This window comes from Bacillus sp. FSL K6-1000 (assembly GCF_038630785.1).
Lineage (GTDB): Bacteria > Bacillota > Bacilli > Bacillales > Bacillaceae > Bacillus > Bacillus safensis.
The window spans coordinates 1,632,623-1,649,060 of the sequence record NZ_CP152042.1; the positions used below are offsets into that span (position 1 = coordinate 1,632,623).

At 41.6% G+C, this 16,438-nt stretch carries 15 protein-coding genes; all 15 read left to right on the plus strand.

Annotated features, from left to right (window positions below):
- Window positions 1–67 precede the first annotated feature (67 nt).
- Window positions 68–1,021 (plus strand): polysaccharide deacetylase family protein, encoded by a 954-nt coding sequence (locus MHI46_RS08290; RefSeq protein WP_039178663.1) that lies wholly within the window; start codon window positions 68–70, stop codon window positions 1,019–1,021.
- Window positions 1,022–1,054: 33 nt separating this feature from the next.
- A complete protein-coding gene (locus MHI46_RS08295; protein ID WP_099663261.1) occupies window positions 1,055–2,284 on the plus strand; it encodes a pitrilysin family protein in 1,230 nt (409 codons plus the stop codon).
- Between the two features lie 74 nt (window positions 2,285–2,358).
- The gene (locus MHI46_RS08300; protein ID WP_342503218.1) at window positions 2,359–3,285 is read left to right on the plus strand and encodes an aminoglycoside phosphotransferase family protein; all 927 of its coding nucleotides are present in this window, start codon (window positions 2,359–2,361) and stop codon (window positions 3,283–3,285) included.
- Between the two features lie 66 nt (window positions 3,286–3,351).
- On the plus strand, window positions 3,352–3,624 hold the full coding sequence (locus MHI46_RS08305) for a YlmC/YmxH family sporulation protein (protein WP_008344726.1): 273 nt from the start codon (window positions 3,352–3,354) through the stop codon (window positions 3,622–3,624).
- A 123-nt stretch (window positions 3,625–3,747) separates the two neighbouring features.
- Window positions 3,748–4,650 carry a dipicolinic acid synthetase subunit A gene (gene dpaA, locus MHI46_RS08310; protein ID WP_039178673.1) on the plus strand — a complete coding sequence of 301 codons (903 nt, stop codon included), beginning with the start codon at window positions 3,748–3,750 and terminating at the stop codon, window positions 4,648–4,650.
- Entirely contained in the window at window positions 4,647–5,240 is a 594-nt protein-coding gene (dpaB, locus tag MHI46_RS08315) for a dipicolinate synthase subunit B (protein ID WP_212042645.1), read from the plus strand. Before dpaA ends, dpaB begins: the two co-directional genes overlap by 4 nt.
- Window positions 5,241–5,379: 139 nt before the next feature.
- Window positions 5,380–6,399: an aspartate-semialdehyde dehydrogenase gene (gene asd / locus MHI46_RS08320; protein WP_024427010.1), complete on the plus strand. Its 1,020-nt coding sequence runs from the start codon at window positions 5,380–5,382 to the stop codon at window positions 6,397–6,399.
- A 92-nt stretch (window positions 6,400–6,491) separates the two neighbouring features.
- The gene (dapG, locus tag MHI46_RS08325; RefSeq protein ID WP_268474340.1) at window positions 6,492–7,706 is read left to right on the plus strand and encodes an aspartate kinase; all 1,215 of its coding nucleotides are present in this window, start codon (window positions 6,492–6,494) and stop codon (window positions 7,704–7,706) included.
- 30 nt (window positions 7,707–7,736) lie between these two features.
- Window positions 7,737–8,603: a 4-hydroxy-tetrahydrodipicolinate synthase gene (gene dapA, locus MHI46_RS08330; RefSeq protein WP_039178685.1), complete on the plus strand. Its 867-nt coding sequence runs from the start codon at window positions 7,737–7,739 to the stop codon at window positions 8,601–8,603.
- 171 nt (window positions 8,604–8,774) lie between these two features.
- Window positions 8,775–10,442: a ribonuclease J2 gene (rnjB, locus tag MHI46_RS08335; protein WP_012010007.1), complete on the plus strand. Its 1,668-nt coding sequence runs from the start codon at window positions 8,775–8,777 to the stop codon at window positions 10,440–10,442.
- Window positions 10,443–10,562: 120 nt separating this feature from the next.
- On the plus strand, window positions 10,563–11,291 hold the full coding sequence (locus MHI46_RS08340) for a ClpP family protease (RefSeq protein ID WP_024424124.1): 729 nt from the start codon (window positions 10,563–10,565) through the stop codon (window positions 11,289–11,291).
- Complete coding sequence (locus MHI46_RS08345) at window positions 11,288–11,524, plus strand: YlzJ-like family protein (RefSeq protein WP_008344712.1); 237 nt, start codon at window positions 11,288–11,290, stop codon at window positions 11,522–11,524. The genes MHI46_RS08340 and MHI46_RS08345 overlap by 4 nt, the downstream gene beginning before the upstream one ends.
- Window positions 11,525–11,634: 110 nt before the next feature.
- The gene (locus MHI46_RS08350; protein WP_260775944.1) at window positions 11,635–14,007 is read left to right on the plus strand and encodes a DNA translocase FtsK; all 2,373 of its coding nucleotides are present in this window, start codon (window positions 11,635–11,637) and stop codon (window positions 14,005–14,007) included.
- A gap of 164 nt (window positions 14,008–14,171) precedes the next feature.
- A complete protein-coding gene (locus MHI46_RS08355; RefSeq protein WP_039178693.1) occupies window positions 14,172–14,897 on the plus strand; it encodes a GntR family transcriptional regulator in 726 nt (241 codons plus the stop codon).
- A gap of 98 nt (window positions 14,898–14,995) precedes the next feature.
- Window positions 14,996–16,228 (plus strand): MFS transporter, encoded by a 1,233-nt coding sequence (locus MHI46_RS08360; RefSeq protein ID WP_186366072.1) that lies wholly within the window; start codon window positions 14,996–14,998, stop codon window positions 16,226–16,228.
- The last annotated feature ends 210 nt before the right edge of the window (window positions 16,229–16,438 follow it).

The window sequence follows — 16,438 nt, forward strand, 5'->3', positions numbered from 1 at the left end:
TTGCGCTAACAATAGTTCTAGCTTGTTTCTCCCCATCATAATTTGTGGTAAAGGGGAGGGACAACCATTGAAAAAAACGTTACCATTCATTGTGTTTGTATTTTTACTGCTCGTGTCATATCAAACAATGAAGCAGCCGGCTGCTGTTACATATATTGAATCAATGAAAGAGCATGCCGAGGTAGCATCTGTTTCCAAAGATATTTTATATCAGGAGATCGAATCGAAGTCTTCTGACTATGAAGTAAAGGCGCAAAATGCTAAGATTGATAAAGTGTGGAAAAAGATACCTGGCTTAAATGGACAGACAGTTGATATCGATGCCTCTTATGAAAAAATGAAGAAACAGGGGTCATTCGATGAAAAGCTGCTTGTTTTGAATGAAACAAAACCATCTATTCATTTACATGAACTTGGTGCAGAGCCCATTTATAAAGGCCATCCAGATAAAAAAATGAATGCATTCCTCATCAACGTAGCTTGGGGTGACGAGCATTTAATCAACATGTTAAAGACGCTGGAAAAGCACCAAGTCAAGGCGACTTTTTTCTTAGAAGGCAAATGGGTGAAAAAAAGCACAGAACTTGCTAAAAAAATCGTGGCAGATGGTCATGAAATTGGAAATCATTCATACAATCACCCAGATATGCGCACACTGACAAGAGAACGAGCATTAGAGCAGATAACGAAAACAAATCGCCAAATTGAAGAATCCCTTGGGAAGAAACCAAAATGGTTTGCACCTCCAAGCGGCAGCTTTAAAGAAGAAACAGTTAAGCTTGCCAAACAAGAAGGCATGGAAACCATTATGTGGACAGTAGACACCATCGACTGGCAAAAACCATCACCGGCTATTTTACAAAAGCGGGTGCTTGGGAAAATACACAATGGGGCGATGATATTAATGCATCCAACAGATGCAACGGCGAAAAGTCTTGACGCACTTATCACTCAAATCAAGGAAAGAGGATATGAATTAGGGACGGTTTCTGACCTCCTAAGTGAAAAAAGACATCCGTGATGCGATCTGTTTGTTGAATAGGAGGAGCAAAACTTGGTCAAAACGTATACTTGCCAAAACGGAGTAAGAATTGTACTCGAAAACAATCCCACTGTAAGGTCTGTCGCAATTGGCGTCTGGATTGGAACAGGCTCTAGACATGAGACACCTGAAATTAATGGGATCTCACATTTTTTAGAGCATATGTTCTTTAAAGGGACAAAGACAAGATCTGCACGTGATATCGCAGAATCCTTTGACCGCATCGGTGGTCAAGTGAATGCCTTTACATCAAAAGAATACACTTGTTACTATGCAAAGGTGCTTGATTCACATGCTGACTACGCCCTCGATGTATTAAGCGACATGTTCTTTCACTCTGCTTTTGATGAAGAAGAGCTGAAAAAAGAAAAAAATGTGGTGTACGAAGAAATTAAAATGTATGAGGATACACCTGATGACATCGTTCATGATTTATTAAGCAAAGCCATTTATGGTGAACATTCATTAGGATATCCGATTTTAGGAACAGAGGAAACACTTTCTACCTTTAACGGTGACTCACTTAGAAAATATATGGATGAGTTCTACACGCCGGACCGTGTCGTGATCTCTGTTGCAGGGAACGTAGATGAGACTTTTATTCGTGAGGTTGAAAAGCTATTCGGCTCTTATGAAGGAAAAGGCAAAAAGCAGCCTGTCGAAGCTCCAGCATTTCATTATGACAAGCTCACACGCAAAAAGGAAACGGAACAAGCTCACCTATGCCTGGGCTTTAATGGCCTTCCAGCGGGAGATAAAGGCATCTATGACTTAATCGTCTTAAATAATGTTCTTGGTGGAAGCATGAGCAGCCGATTATTCCAAGATGTAAGAGAGGACAAAGGACTTGCTTATTCCGTCTTTAGCTATCACAGTTCATTTGCAGATAATGGAATGCTGACGATTTATGGCGGAACTGGAGCGAAGCAGTTAAACCTGCTCTCTGAGACCATCTTACAAACATTAGACGTCTTAAAGCGTGAGGGAATCACACAGAAAGAATTAGAGAACTCTAAAGAGCAAATGAAAGGCAACCTTATGCTGAGCCTTGAAAGCACAAACAGCAAAATGAGCCGAAACGGTAAAAACGAACTGCTCCTTGGCAAACATCGGACACTCGATGAAATTATTGACGAAATCAACAGCGTCACATTAGACGGCGTGAATAACTTATCTAAACGCATCTTTACAGAAGATTATGCGCTCTCGCTTATTAGTCCGACGGGTGATCAGCCATCATAATGTAAACAACACGGCAGACTCAAAAAAAGTCTGCCGTTTTTATTGTAGGTAAAGAAGAAAGGGGTTCTGCTTTCATGGAACTTGAAAAACTGAAACAGCTTTCTCCACTTCTGACACAATCTATTTCCTTCCAACGAATGACATCTGGTTTTTCGGGAGATCGTACCTTTTTGGTTACAATATCATCTAGTGAAAAGCTGGTGCTTAAGTTATCGGACATTCAAACGTATTCGCGCTTTAAAAGAAAAGCATCAGTTCAGCGGAAATTTAAAGATCGAGGGATTCTTTGTTCTGAAGTGATTGAGATTGGAATAAGTGCTGAACTAAACTGTACCTATCGTATTTTCTCCTATATTGAAGGCGAGATTGGTAGAAATTCCATCCATCTACTCACGAATGAAGAGCAGTATGAGATCGGGAGGCGGGCAGGTAGAGAGCTAAGTTTGATGCATACATGTCATGCACCTTCTCATGTTCGTCCATGGGATGAGAAGGTCATGGCAAAGCATGAACGGTATGTACATGCTTATCAATCAAGTGGCTTGTCGTTTCCCAATGATCAGTTTGTATTAGATTTTATCAAGTCGCATGCTGATGAGGTAAAAGAGAGACCTAACCAGTTCCAGCATGATGATTTTCATTTAGGGAATATCATCATACAAGGTAATCAGTATGCCGGTGTGATTGATTTCGATCAATCCGACTGGGGAGATCCGGTTCATGATTTTTATAAATTGTCCTTATTTAGTCGAGAAAGCAGCATTCCGTTTTCAGTTGGACAATTGGATGAATACCTAAGTAAGCAGTCCACAAATAATTTTTGGATTCTTTTTTCCATCTATACAGCAATGAGCTGCTTTTCCTCTATTGTCTGGACACTTTCCTATGATCCGGTACATGTAAAAGACATGTTAAACCGAGTGGAGAGAATGCTGACAGATCATAATTACTTTCATCAACTTAAGCCTATTTGGTATACCAACTCGCATCACATAACTTGAAAAGAGCAGGACGGTCTATTTCTGCCTTTTGATGCATATATGATACGGAAGGGAAGTGATGCGATTTTGAGGCTGAGTGAACTGTCAGGAAAAGAGATCGTCGATATTAAAAGAGCGGAGCGGCTTGGCGTGCTTGGACAAACCGACCTTGAAATCAATGAACAGGACGGTCAAATTACAGCACTCATTATACCTTCCGTGAAGTGGTTTGGCTTTCGAAAACAAGGAAATGACATCCGCGTCCCGTGGAATCACATTCAAAAAATAGGATCAGATATGATCATTCTCGATGTGCCTGAAGAACTTCAGCCGCACGGAGAAAAAGAGCACCCATCATAAACGGGTGCTCTTTTTCTTTTCTCTCTCTGATTCGTTCACAGGCTGAATCCTCTCCTCATATGCTGAAAGGGAGATTCAGAAAATATTACAGACTTTTTTAAATAAAGAAGGTGAACGGTCAGTATGTTGAGCGGTTTAACGGTTGCGGTGATCGGGGGAGATGCAAGGCAGCTTGAAATTATTCGCAAGTTGTCACAGCAGCATGCCAAAGTGTTTTTGGTCGGATTTGATCAGCTGGATCATGGATTTATCGGTGCTGAAAAGCTGAAAATGTCTGAACTTCCATTCGAACAAGTAGACAGTATGATCCTGCCAGTATCAGGGGCAACGGATGAAGGCGCTGTTGCTACAGTTTTTTCAAACGAGCAGGTCTTGCTGGAAGCGAAATATTTAGAAAGAACCCCTGCCCATTGTACCTTGTACTCAGGTATTTCAAATACGTACTTAGACAATCTGGCAAAGCAGGTGAACCGGAAGCTTGTGAAGCTGTTTGAGCGAGATGATATTGCCATATATAACTCTATTCCAACAGTTGAAGGGATTATCATGATGGCCATTCAGCAAACGGACTATACGATTCACGGGTCACATGTCGCTGTTCTCGGACTTGGAAGAACAGGACTCACGATTGCCCGCACATTTCGGGCACTAGGGGCAGACGTAAAAGTAGGGGCGGCAGACACAGCACATTTAGCGCGTGCCTTTGAGATGGGGCTTGATCCATTTTCAATGGACCGGTTAAAAGAAGAAGTAACGGATGTTGATATTATCATCAATACCATTCCAAGTCTTGTATTAGATTCATCTGTCATCGTCAGCATGACACCAAAGACACTCATTTTGGATATCGCCTCCCGCCCGGGCGGAACAGACTTTGACTTTGCACAAAAGCACGGAGTGAAGGCACTTCTTGCACCAGGACTCCCAGGGATTGTTGCACCTAAGACAGCAGGACAAATCATTGCAAAAGTGCTTTCCGGGCTTTTATGTGAACTTGCGGAGGAAAAAAGGGGGATGGAATCATGACAACATTAAAAGGGAAAAGAATCGGCTTTGGTTTAACAGGTTCCCACTGTACGTATGAAGCCGTTTTTCCGCAAATCGAAGTACTTGTAAAAGAAGGGGCAGAGGTGCGTCCAGTAGTGTCGTACACGGTGCAGAGCACGAATACGAGATTTGGAGAGGGAGCCGAGTGGATCGAGCGGATTGAGAAGCTGACTGGATTTCAAGCGATTGACTCAATCGTGAAAGCAGAGCCGCTCGGACCTAAGCTGCCGCTTGATTGTATGGTCATTGCTCCTTTAACTGGAAACTCAATGGCGAAATTTGCAAATGCCATGACAGACAGTCCTGTTTTAATGGCTGCTAAAGCGACCATTCGAAATCATCGACCTGTCGTTTTAGGTATCTCAACAAATGATGCGTTAGGCTTAAATGGTACAAATCTGATGAGACTGATGTCGACAAAGAATATTTTCTTTATTCCGTTTGGCCAAGATGATCCATTCAAAAAACCGACCTCTATGGTCGCAAATATGGATCTGCTATCTCAAACAGTAGAAGAGGCACTCCAGCATAGACAAATTCAGCCGATTTTAATTGGACCAAACGAATAATAGATTCACTAGAAAATCATGAAAGATTCAAAAAAGATGCTTCAAGCCTTGCTTTTCTATGGTAAAATAAAATGTAAAAAGTCATAGGATGGCCATCCGAAAGAAAAGAATCATGGATGGGTCGGAAGGAGTTTTACTGATGGGAAGAGGATTGCATGTAGCTGTAGTTGGAGCGACTGGAGCTGTCGGTCAACAAATGTTAAAAACACTAGCTGACAGAGATTTTGAAATGGATACACTTACTCTACTATCCTCAAAACGTTCTGCTGGAACAAAAGTGACATTCAGAGGCCAAGAGTACACTGTTCAGGAAGCAACACCTGAAAGCTTTGAAGGAGTGAATATTGCATTATTCAGTGCTGGAGGAAATGTTTCTAAAGCGCTGGCTCCTGAAGCAGTCAAACGAGGTGCGATTGTTGTTGACAACACTAGTGCTTTTCGTATGGACGAAAACATCCCTCTTGTCGTACCAGAGGTAAACGAAAAAGATTTGCATGATCATCAAGGGATCATTGCAAACCCTAACTGTTCAACGATTCAAATGGTAGCGGCATTAGAACCGCTTCGTCAGGCGTATGGAATGAAAAAAGTCATTGTCTCTACGTATCAAGCAGTATCAGGTGCGGGACATGAAGCCATTGACGAACTATACAGCCAATCACAAGCCATTTTAAATAAAGAAGATGTAACACCAGAAGTTATGCCTTATCAAATTGCATTTAATGCGATTCCGCAAATTGATAAATTCCAAGACAATGGTTATACATTCGAAGAAATGAAAATGATCAACGAAACGAAAAAAATCATGCATATGCCAGAGCTCGAAGTAGCGGCAACATGCGTGAGACTTCCAATTGAAACGGGACATTCAGAATCTGTCTACGTCGAACTAGAATCAAATGATGCAACAGTGGAAGACCTCAAATCAATTCTAAAAGATGCACCAGGAATTACGCTGCAAGATGATCCGTCTCAGCAAATTTATCCAATGCCTGCAGATGCTGTTGGGAAAAACGACGTATTTGTCGGCCGCATTCGGAAAGATTTGGACCGTCCAAACGGGTTCCATATGTGGATTGTATCTGATAACCTGCTTAAAGGTGCTGCTTGGAACTCAGTTCAAATTGCAGAAAGCTTAAAAGCATTAAAATTAGTTTAACATTTAATGGATGTTGAGGACGAACAGAAGAGAGTTAGGCATCTTTCGCCTGCTCTCTTCTGTTACGTCAGAATGAACTTGGAGTGAAAACAGTGAAAATAATTGTCCAAAAATTTGGCGGTACATCTGTCAAAGATGATCAAGGTAGAAAAAGGGCACTTGCACATATCTTATCTGCAAAAGAGAAAGGCTATAAGTCGGTTGTCGTCGTTTCTGCAATGGGACGAAAAGGCGATCCCTATGCGACCGATACGCTGCTTGGTCTGCTTTACGGCAGCGCGCAGCAAATGACAAACCGAGAAAAAGATTTGCTTGTTTCCTGCGGAGAGAATATCTCAGCTGTTGTGTTTTCAAGTATGCTGAATGAAAACGGTCTAAAGGCTGTAGCGATGACTGGAGCTCAGGCGGGCTTTGTAACAGATAAGGAGCATACAAGTGCGAAAATTATTGACATGAAGTGCGAACGTCTGGAGGCAGCACTTTCTGAACATGATGTTGTTGTTGTTGCTGGATTCCAGGGAGCCGCGAAAAATGGAGACGTGACAACAATCGGACGAGGTGGCAGTGATACGTCCGCCGCTGCTTTAGGCGCTGCATTGCAGGCAGACTTTATTGATATTTTTACAGATGTAGAAGGCGTTATGACAGCAGATCCCCGTATTGTTGAAAATGCAAAACCGCTGAGAGTCGTGACATATACGGAAATTTGCAACCTCGCATATCAAGGGGCAAAAGTCATTCACCCGAGAGCTGTCGAAATTGCGATGCAAGCAAAAGTACCAATGAGGGTCCGTTCAACATACTCTGATGATGAGGGCACACTCGTTACATCACACTACTCAGATAAAATGAGCCATGATGTGTACGACCGCCTCATTACGGGTATTGCACATGTCAATGATGTGACGCAAATCAAAGTTCCAGCAAAAGAAGGTCAGTACAGCGTACAAACAGAGGTCTTCAAAGCAATGGCAAACGCACAAATCAGTGTCGACTTCTTCAACATCACACCGAGTGAAATTGTGTATACAGTAACAGGTGCAATGACTGAAAAGGCAACGTCGATCCTAAAAGATCTTGGCTATACGCCAATTGTGACAACAAATTGTGCGAAAGTATCAGCTGTTGGCGCAGGTATTATGGGTGTACCAGGTGTCACATCTAAAATTGTATCGGCTCTATCCGAGCAAAACATTCCGATTTTACAATCAGCTGACAGTCATACGACCATTTGGGTGTTAGTGAACGAAGAAAACATGAGAGCGGCCGTCAATGCCCTGCATGAAGTGTTTGAACTTTCAAGATAAATGTGATTGAATCATGATGAGGTGAAAAAAATGAATTTCGGAAATATCGCAACAGCTATGATTACACCTTTTGATAAAAAGGGCAACATTGATTTCCAAAAGCTATCAATTCTCATTGATTATTTATTAAAAAACGGCAGTGACTCCTTAGTCGTTGCAGGGACAACAGGCGAATCGCCAACTTTATCGAATGAAGAAAAAGTCGCTCTTTTTCAGCAATCGGTCAAATTAGCAAATGGTCGTTGTAAAATCATTGCAGGAACAGGCAGTAATAATACAAATGCGTCTATCAAACTAACGAAAAAAGCAGAAGAAGCGGGCGTTGATGCAGTGATGCTTGTCGTACCTTATTACAACAAGCCATCACAGGAAGGCATGTATGCACACTTTAAAGCCATTGCCGAGTCTACATCTCTTCCTGTCATGCTTTACAATGTACCAGGAAGAACGGTCGCTTCATTAGCACCAGAAACAACGATTAAGCTTGCGCAAATACCTAACATTGTTGCCATCAAAGAAGCTAGCGGCGATCTTGATGCCATGACAAAAATCATTGCTGAGACGCCAGAAGATTTCGATGTATATTCAGGGGACGACAGCTTAACACTTCCGGCTGTATCTGTTGGTGCAAAAGGAGTTGTCTCTGTTGCGTCTCATATCGTAGGGCTTGATATGCAGCAAATGCTGAAAAGCTATGCTTCAGGCCAAACAGCGAATGCAGCATTGATCCATCAAAAGCTGCTTCCAATCATGAAACAGCTTTTCTCAGCGCCAAATCCAACGCCTGTCAAAACAGCTCTTCAGCTGAAAGGACTAGACGTCGGATCTGTTCGTCTTCCGCTTTTGCCTTTGTCAGAAGAAGAGAGACTGGATTTAAGCAGCGTTTTAAACAGCTGATCAAAACAAAAGATTTCGTAAGCGGTCATTCTCAGATGTCCCTGAGTATGACCGTTTTTTATACATAAACACTTTCTTAAAATGTGACTTCATCTTGTTTTCTAAAATTAGATTCAGTTATAATAGCATTAAGCGATGATGGACGGGCTTGAGACTAGGAGGATAAGAATTTTGAAAAAGAAAAATACAGAGAACGTAAGAATTATTGCACTCGGAGGCGTTGGAGAAATCGGAAAAAACCTATATGTCATTGAGATTGACTCTGACATATATGTAGTAGATGCAGGTTTAATGCATCCAGAAAATGAAATGCTGGGCATTGACGTCGTCATTCCTGATATCTCTTACTTAACAGAACGTGCTGATCGGGTGAAAGCAATTTTTCTTACCCACGGACATGATGAAGCAATCGGAGGCGTATTCCATTGCTTGAGCAAATTGTCTGTACCAGTCTACGGAACGAAGCTGACCCTTGCGTTACTTCGAGAAAAATTAAAGCAGTATGGCTTCAATCAAAAAGCTGATTTGCGTGAGGTACATGCAAAATCAGTCATTACTTTTGAAACAACAAAAGTATCATTCTTTAGAACGAATCACAGCATCCCTGATTCAGTTGGGATCAGCTTCAAAACCTCTCTTGGTTCAATCGTATGCACAGGTGATTTTAAATTTGATCAAACCCCAGCGCTTAACCAAGCCTGTGACATCGGAGAGATTGCGAAAATTGGAAACAATGGCGTTTTAGCACTACTTTCAGACAGTGCAAATGCTGAAAAACCAGGCTATACACCTTCTGAGGCGCTCGTCCAAGACGAAATCTCAAATGCGATGTACAATGCTGAAAATCGTGTGATTGTTGCTGTGTCTTCATCTAATATTAACCGCGTGCAGCAGATCATTAATGCAACCAATCAAAATGGCCGTAAGCTTGCCGTTGCAGGGAAGAATATGATGACAACCCTTCAGCTGGCGATCAAGCTTGGTTATGTGACAGCAGATGAAGAATTATTTGTACCCGTTCAAGAAGTGAAGAAAATGGCGAAAAACGATGTGGTCATCCTGACTGCTGGAAGCCACGGAGAGCCGCTTGCTGCTTTAACAAAAATGGCAAAGCAAAATCACAAACAGCTTCATATTGAAAAAGATGACACTGTTGTGATTGCATCTACACCACTTCCTGGACAAGAACTCACATACTCTAAAACAGTGGATTTCCTCACAAGAAGCGGAGCACAAGTCATTTTTGCGCAAAAACGTGTGCATGTATCTGGACATGGCTGCCAAGAAGAGTTAAAGCTGATGTTGAACTTACTAAAACCGAAGTATTTAATTCCGGTGAATGGCGAATATCGTATGCAAAAAGCACATTCTCGTATTGCCGAAGAAGTAGGTATGAAACGCAGCGACATTTTCTTGATTGATAAAGGAGATGTGGTTGAGTTTAGAGGACAGAACGTCAAAATCGGTGAAAAAGTTCACCAAGGGAACATTTTAATCGATGGTCTTGGCGTTGGTGATATCGGAAACATCGTGCTACGCGATAGACGCCTGTTGTCTCAAGACGGCATCTTGATCGTTGTCATTACGCTAGATAAACAAAAGAAACAATTAATTTCTGGACCTGAAATCATCACAAGAGGATTTGTCTATGTAAGAGAATCCGAAGAGCTGATTGTGAAAGCAACAGAAATGGTCAAAGGGATTGTCAAAGAGCAAACGGAAAACTCAATTGTTGAATGGTCCACATTGAAACAATCCATGCGCGATGTACTCAATCAATTCCTATATGAAAAAACAAAACGTAAGCCGATGATCATTCCAATTATTATGGAAGTGTGATGAGAAAAGCCCAAGGAGCATAAGCTCTTTGGGCTTTTTTGATGTAGCGTGAGGAATGCGGATGGAATATGGGCTATTTGTTCATAATAGGAGAAGAGTTTGAGGAAAGGATGGAGACAAATGGACGAAAAGAATGAACAGCAGCCTGAGCGAAAGCCAGAAGAAAAAGACAGCATTATGAGCAAAATACAGCAGCTTGGTGAAACAGCCGTTCCGCAGCTGCCGCAAGATACAAATATCCATTGCCTCACCATTATTGGACAAATTGAAGGCCATATGCAGCTTCCACCACAAAATAAAACAACCAAATACGAACATGTCATTCCACAAATCGTAGCCGTTGAACAAAACCCGAAAATAGAGGGCCTTTTGATCATTTTAAATACAGTAGGGGGAGATGTTGAAGCGGGACTCGCAATTGCAGAAATGCTTGCTTCTTTATCAAAACCAACTGTTTCGATTGTGCTTGGCGGCGGCCACTCGATAGGTGTCCCGATTGCTGTATCGTGTGACTATTCGTATATTGCCGAAACAGCCACGATGACCATTCACCCTGTGCGATTAACAGGTCTTGTCATTGGTGTTCCGCAAACCTTTGAATACTTAGATAAAATGCAGGAAAGAGTTATTAACTTTGTCACAAGCCACTCCAACATTACAGAAGAGAAGTTTAAAGAGCTCATGTTCTCCAAAGGCAATTTGACAAGAGACATCGGAACAAATGTCGTTGGTCATGAGGCAGCGGAATACGGACTCATGAATGAAGTCGGCGGTGTAGGACAAGCGATTAAAAAGTTGAATGAACTTATCGGAGACAGGGCATCTCAAAACGAGGGGCTGATCCAATGATTTTATATACGCCTATGCCATATGAAGCCATTTACGCTGAGGAACAGGGAGAACGTAAACTCCAGCAGGTAAACATTCAAGGTGTCCCAGTGATGGTTGAAATGAAAGAAGATGAAGCAGAAATCGTTCAAGTCATGAGTACCAATCCTATGGATTTTCTCAATCAAGAGCTTGCACCAGGCAAGCGATTGAAGTTACATTTAGGCACCAATCAAACCGACTCATATGAATGATTCTATGCTATAATAAAGGGAAAACTTACAACAAGATGCAGCCAAAACCAGGCTGCTTTCTTTCTGATCTTTCGGTAGGTTATATTTTCTTTCGTAGTTAGGTGATGAGTATGGCTAAAAAGAGAAAACGGAAAACGAGAAAAAAACAAAATAAACAGCTAAAACTGAAATATGAATTAAATGGGTTAGTCTGTATTGCCATAGCGATCATTGCCATTTTACAGCTGGGCGTTGTTGGACAAACCTTTGTACATTTATTCCGATTCTTTGCAGGTGAATGGTTTATTCTCTGCCTTATCGGATTATTTCTTTTTGGTGTGACGATTTTCTGGAAAAAACAAATCCCAGATATTTTGACAAGAAGAAAAGCAGGTCTCTACTGCATCATTGCGAGTATCTTGCTTTTGTCACATGTGAAGCTTTTTCAGCATCTTTCATCTGCTGGCGTCATTGGCTCTCAAAGTGTAATTAGAAATACATTTGAGCTTTTCTTGATGGATATGAAAGGTGAAACAGGGTCACCTGATTTAGGGGGCGGCATGATCGGAGCTGTATTGTTTGCTGCTTCTTATTTCTTATTTGCGCAAGCAGGCTCGCAAATCATGGCAATTGTTCTGATGCTGATTGGAATTGTTCTGATTACAAACCGATCCCTTCAGGAAATGGTGAAAAAAGTGACGATTCCTGTATCACAATTTATGGTGAAGCAGTGGAAGGCGTTTGTTGAAGATATGAAAGGAATCAGGCAGGCGAAAAAGAGCGCGTCCTCTCAGAAAACAGGTGAAAAGAAAAAACGTTCACGCATACAAGAACAGGACGAGGATGATTTGATCTTGATCGAAGAGGAAACGCCATCTTCTGAGAATAGCCAGCCGATTATTTCAAGCTTTGCAGACAGGGATGACATTCTCACCCCGCCCGTTCAAAAGAAGCAGGCTGCAAAAGAGACAGAGCCTCTTCAAGAGTCTGTGCAAAGTGCACCAGTTCAATCCGGTACAGCTGATGAACCTAATGAGGCGCCGCCGATGACATTTACAGAACTTGAAAACAAAGATTACGAATTGCCATCACTTGATATTTTGGCAGAGCCGCAGCATTCAGGTCAGCAAACAGATAAGAAAAATATATATGAAAATGCAAGAAAGCTTGAAAAAACATTTCAAAGCTTTGGTGTGAAAGCAAAAGTCACACAGGTTCATTTAGGTCCAGCTGTGACCAAATATGAAGTATATCCAGATGTTGGCGTGAAGGTCAGCAAAATCGTCAATCTAAGTGATGATTTAGCACTCGCCCTTGCAGCAAAGGACATACGAATTGAGGCGCCGATTCCTGGTAAATCAGCCATCGGGATTGAAGTTCCGAATGCAGAAATCGCTATGGTTTCATTAAAAGAGGTATTAGAATCGAAGCAAAATGACCGTCCAAATGCTAAGCTCCTTATTGGCCTAGGGCGCAATATCTCGGGTGAAGCCGTGCTTGCTGAAATGAACAAAATGCCGCATTTACTTGTAGCAGGTTCGACTGGAAGCGGAAAAAGTGTGTGTATCAATGGCATTATCACAAGTATTCTCATGAGAGCGAAGCCTCATGAAGTGAAAATGATGATGATTGATCCAAAAATGGTTGAATTAAATGTGTATAACGGCATTCCGCACCTTTTGGCACCTGTCGTAACAGACCCTAAGAAAGCTTCTCAAGCACTTAAAAAAGTAGTCAGCGAAATGGAACGCCGCTATGAATTGTTTTCTCATACGGGGACAAGAAATATTGAAGGATACAATGATTACATTAAACGAATGAATCAAACAGAAGATGCCAAACAGCCAGAGCTTCCTTATATTGTTGTCATTGTAGACGAGCTTGCAGATTTAATGATGGTCGCTTCATCTGATGTGGAAGATTCCATTACAAGACTTTCTCAAATGGCTCGTGCTGCGGGAATTCATTTGATTATCGCCACACAAAGACCTTCTGTTGATGTCATTACTGGTGTCATTAAAGCCAATATCCCGTCCCGCATCGCCTTTAGCGTATCCTCCCAAACAGATTCAAGGACGATCCTTGATATGGGGGGCGCAGAAAAGCTGCTGGGCAGAGGGGACATGCTGTTTTTACCTGTCGGTGCAAACAAGCCGGTTCGTGTGCAAGGCGCCTTTTTATCAGATGAAGAAGTGGAACATGTTGTTGATCATGTGATCACACAGCAAAAAGCACAATACCAAGAGGAAATGATTCCAAGCGAAGAAACGCAGGATCAGCTCGCAGCTGTGGAAGATGATCTATATGATGAAGCAGTTGAACTGATTATCGGCATGCAGACAGCTTCTGTCTCTATGCTGCAAAGAAGGTTCCGCATCGGTTATACCCGGGCAGCACGTCTCATTGACGCAATGGAAGAACGAGGCGTTGTAGGCCCATATGAAGGAAGTAAACCAAGAGAGGTTCTTCTCTCAAAAGAACAATATGACGAGCTCTCTTCATAAGTTGAAGAGAGCTTTCCTGAAAAATAGTAAACGATAGTATGATTATGTTAACTGGATGTCAGACTATTTATTTATTTGCAAAAACATGATATAGTTATGTTCAACTTATCTCGGAATAGAGATTTCTCATCTTATCATTTGCATTGATTAGACGGAGGGAAAACATGTCGACCAAAACAGACAATCGCCATTTATATTTGAAAGTGATTGACCGTATTAAAGAAGATATTCAAACAGGTGTATATGCCGAAAAAGAAAAGCTGCCTTCTGAGTTTGAGCTCTCAAAGCTTTTAGGTGTGAGCAGAGCGACACTGCGTGAAGCCCTTCGTATATTAGAAGAAGAAAAGTATTTAATAAGAAGGCATGGTGTGGGGACTTTCGTCAACTCAAGACCACTTTTTTCGACAGGAATAGAACAGCTGACAAGTGTCACGAAAATGATTGAGCAGGTCAATATGACGCCTGGTACCATCTTTTTATCCTCGCAAGAAGGGGAGCCAACAGAGAATGATGTCATTCGTTTTCAGTGTGATGAATCTGATGGGATTTTTTCAATGGAACGCGTTCGAACGGCAGATGGACAGCCAGTTGTTTATTGTTTAGATAAAATTCCAGTCAAACACCTTCCCGCTTCTTTTACACATGAAGAAGAGTCTCTTTTTGAGCTGTTTGGAAGAGAACCGCACAGTGGGATTAAATATGCAGTTGCAGACATTGAACCAATTGGGTACCACGATCAGGTCTCACCGATTCTAGATTGTGACCCTGAAACGGCGTTATTATTACTCAAACAAATGCACTATGATCAGGATGATCAGCCGGTCTTATACTCCCTCAATTATTTTCGAGCGGATAAATTCAGCTTTCATGTCATACGCAAACGATTTTAAAAAGCAGTCGCTTCCATAGGCGGCTGCTTTTTGTTTGCCATACATAATACTCGTCAAACTTGCCACACTAATACGTAACAGTATATAGAATTGGGTGAATGATGTTGGGCGAGAAAACAGTCAGTAAAAAGAATATCATTGCGTTATCATCAGTCCCTCTAATCATGACACTAGGGAACTCGATGTTAATACCTGTATTGCCAGAGATAGAAAAGAAACTCTCGATCACTTCCTTTCAAGTCTCTCTCATTATTACGGTATATTCGGTTGTAGCAATCTTATGTATTCCAATCGCCGGTTATTTATCAGACCGGATTGGGCGGAAAAAGGTACTGCTGCCGTGTCTTTTAATCGCCGGACTTGGAGGGGCTGTGGCAGCAGTCGCCTCAACAATCATGAAAGAACCGTATATGTGGATCCTTCTTGGCAGGGTCCTTCAAGGTGTCGGTTCAGCTGGAGCGGCACCTGTTGTTATGCCATTTATAGGAGATTTGTTTCATGATGATGAAGAGGTCAGTGCGGGACTTGGCGCCATTGAAACCTCTAACACAGCGGGAAAGGTCCTAAGCCCGATTATTGGGGCATTTCTTGCTTCATGGTTTTGGTATGTGCCGTTTTGGTTCATTCCGTTCTTTTCGGCCATCAGCTTTTTCATGGTACTGTTCATGGTAGAGTCGGCAAAAAAAGAGGAGGACCCGCCTTCATTTAAAGAATTTTTAAAATCAACAAAGACGATTTTTAAGCATGAAGGACGCTGGCTTTATGCCATTTTTGCTATTGGCGGTTTTATTATGTTTCTTCTTTTTGGTGTGCTTTTTTACTTATCCGATAATCTAGAGGCGGCTTATCAAATAAAAGGTGTCAAAAAAGGGTTCCTGCTGAGTATTCCGCTCCTTTTTCTATCAATCAGTTCCTTCGTTGCTGGAAAAACGATTGGAAAAGAAAAAGGCAAAATGAGGATCTTTTTAATCGCAGGTATGGCTTTGTTATCACTTTCTTATATTTTTTTATGGTGGAATCACAGCTTTTACGTATTGTTTATCTGTTTAAGCATTGGCGGTGTTGGTATCGGTATTGTGCTGCCTGCACTTGATGCGCTGATTACAGAAGGAATTGAAAAAGAACAATGCGGTACCATTACGTCATTTTATAGCAGTATGCGTTTTATCGGTGTTGCTTTAGGACCTCCGATTTTTGCCTATCTTATGGATAAAGGGGACTCCATTGTTTTTATTCTCTCGACCATTTGCAGTCTCATTTCACTATTTTTGGTCCTCTTTTTCATCCAGCCAGATGAAGAGGATGAGAGTGAACAATTGAAAACAGTTTAAATATAGAAAAAAGACGGCATTTTGCCATCTTTTTTCTTTTTTATAAATTGACATGTAAAATTTTGATAGTTAAACTAATGTATAGTAATATCTTTTAAATTATCCCAAATTGGAGGTGTTCAAAAACATTCATTTTCTGTCTTTCTTTAGGCAGAAATTGAGCTCGCGTGCTGATGATGGAGATGTGTTTCTTCAACACGTAAGGACAAT

What these genes read in the sequence shown, in the direction of transcription:
- MHI46_RS08300 (WP_342503218.1), top strand. Translation starts at nt 2,359, where the DNA reads ATGGAACTTGAAAAACTGAAACAGCTTTCTCCACTTCTGACACAATCT.
- dpaA (WP_039178673.1), top strand. Translation starts at nt 3,748, where the DNA reads ATGTTGAGCGGTTTAACGGTTGCGGTGATCGGGGGAGATGCAAGGCAG.
- dpaB (WP_212042645.1), top strand. Translation starts at nt 4,647, where the DNA reads ATGACAACATTAAAAGGGAAAAGAATCGGCTTTGGTTTAACAGGTTCC.
- asd (WP_024427010.1), top strand. Translation starts at nt 5,380, where the DNA reads ATGGGAAGAGGATTGCATGTAGCTGTAGTTGGAGCGACTGGAGCTGTC.
- dapA (WP_039178685.1), top strand. Translation starts at nt 7,737, where the DNA reads ATGAATTTCGGAAATATCGCAACAGCTATGATTACACCTTTTGATAAA.
- MHI46_RS08340 (WP_024424124.1), top strand. Translation starts at nt 10,563, where the DNA reads ATGGACGAAAAGAATGAACAGCAGCCTGAGCGAAAGCCAGAAGAAAAA.
- MHI46_RS08345 (WP_008344712.1), top strand. Translation starts at nt 11,288, where the DNA reads ATGATTTTATATACGCCTATGCCATATGAAGCCATTTACGCTGAGGAA.
- MHI46_RS08350 (WP_260775944.1), top strand. Translation starts at nt 11,635, where the DNA reads ATGGCTAAAAAGAGAAAACGGAAAACGAGAAAAAAACAAAATAAACAG.
- MHI46_RS08355 (WP_039178693.1), top strand. Translation starts at nt 14,172, where the DNA reads ATGTCGACCAAAACAGACAATCGCCATTTATATTTGAAAGTGATTGAC.
- MHI46_RS08360 (WP_186366072.1), top strand. Translation starts at nt 14,996, where the DNA reads ATGATGTTGGGCGAGAAAACAGTCAGTAAAAAGAATATCATTGCGTTA.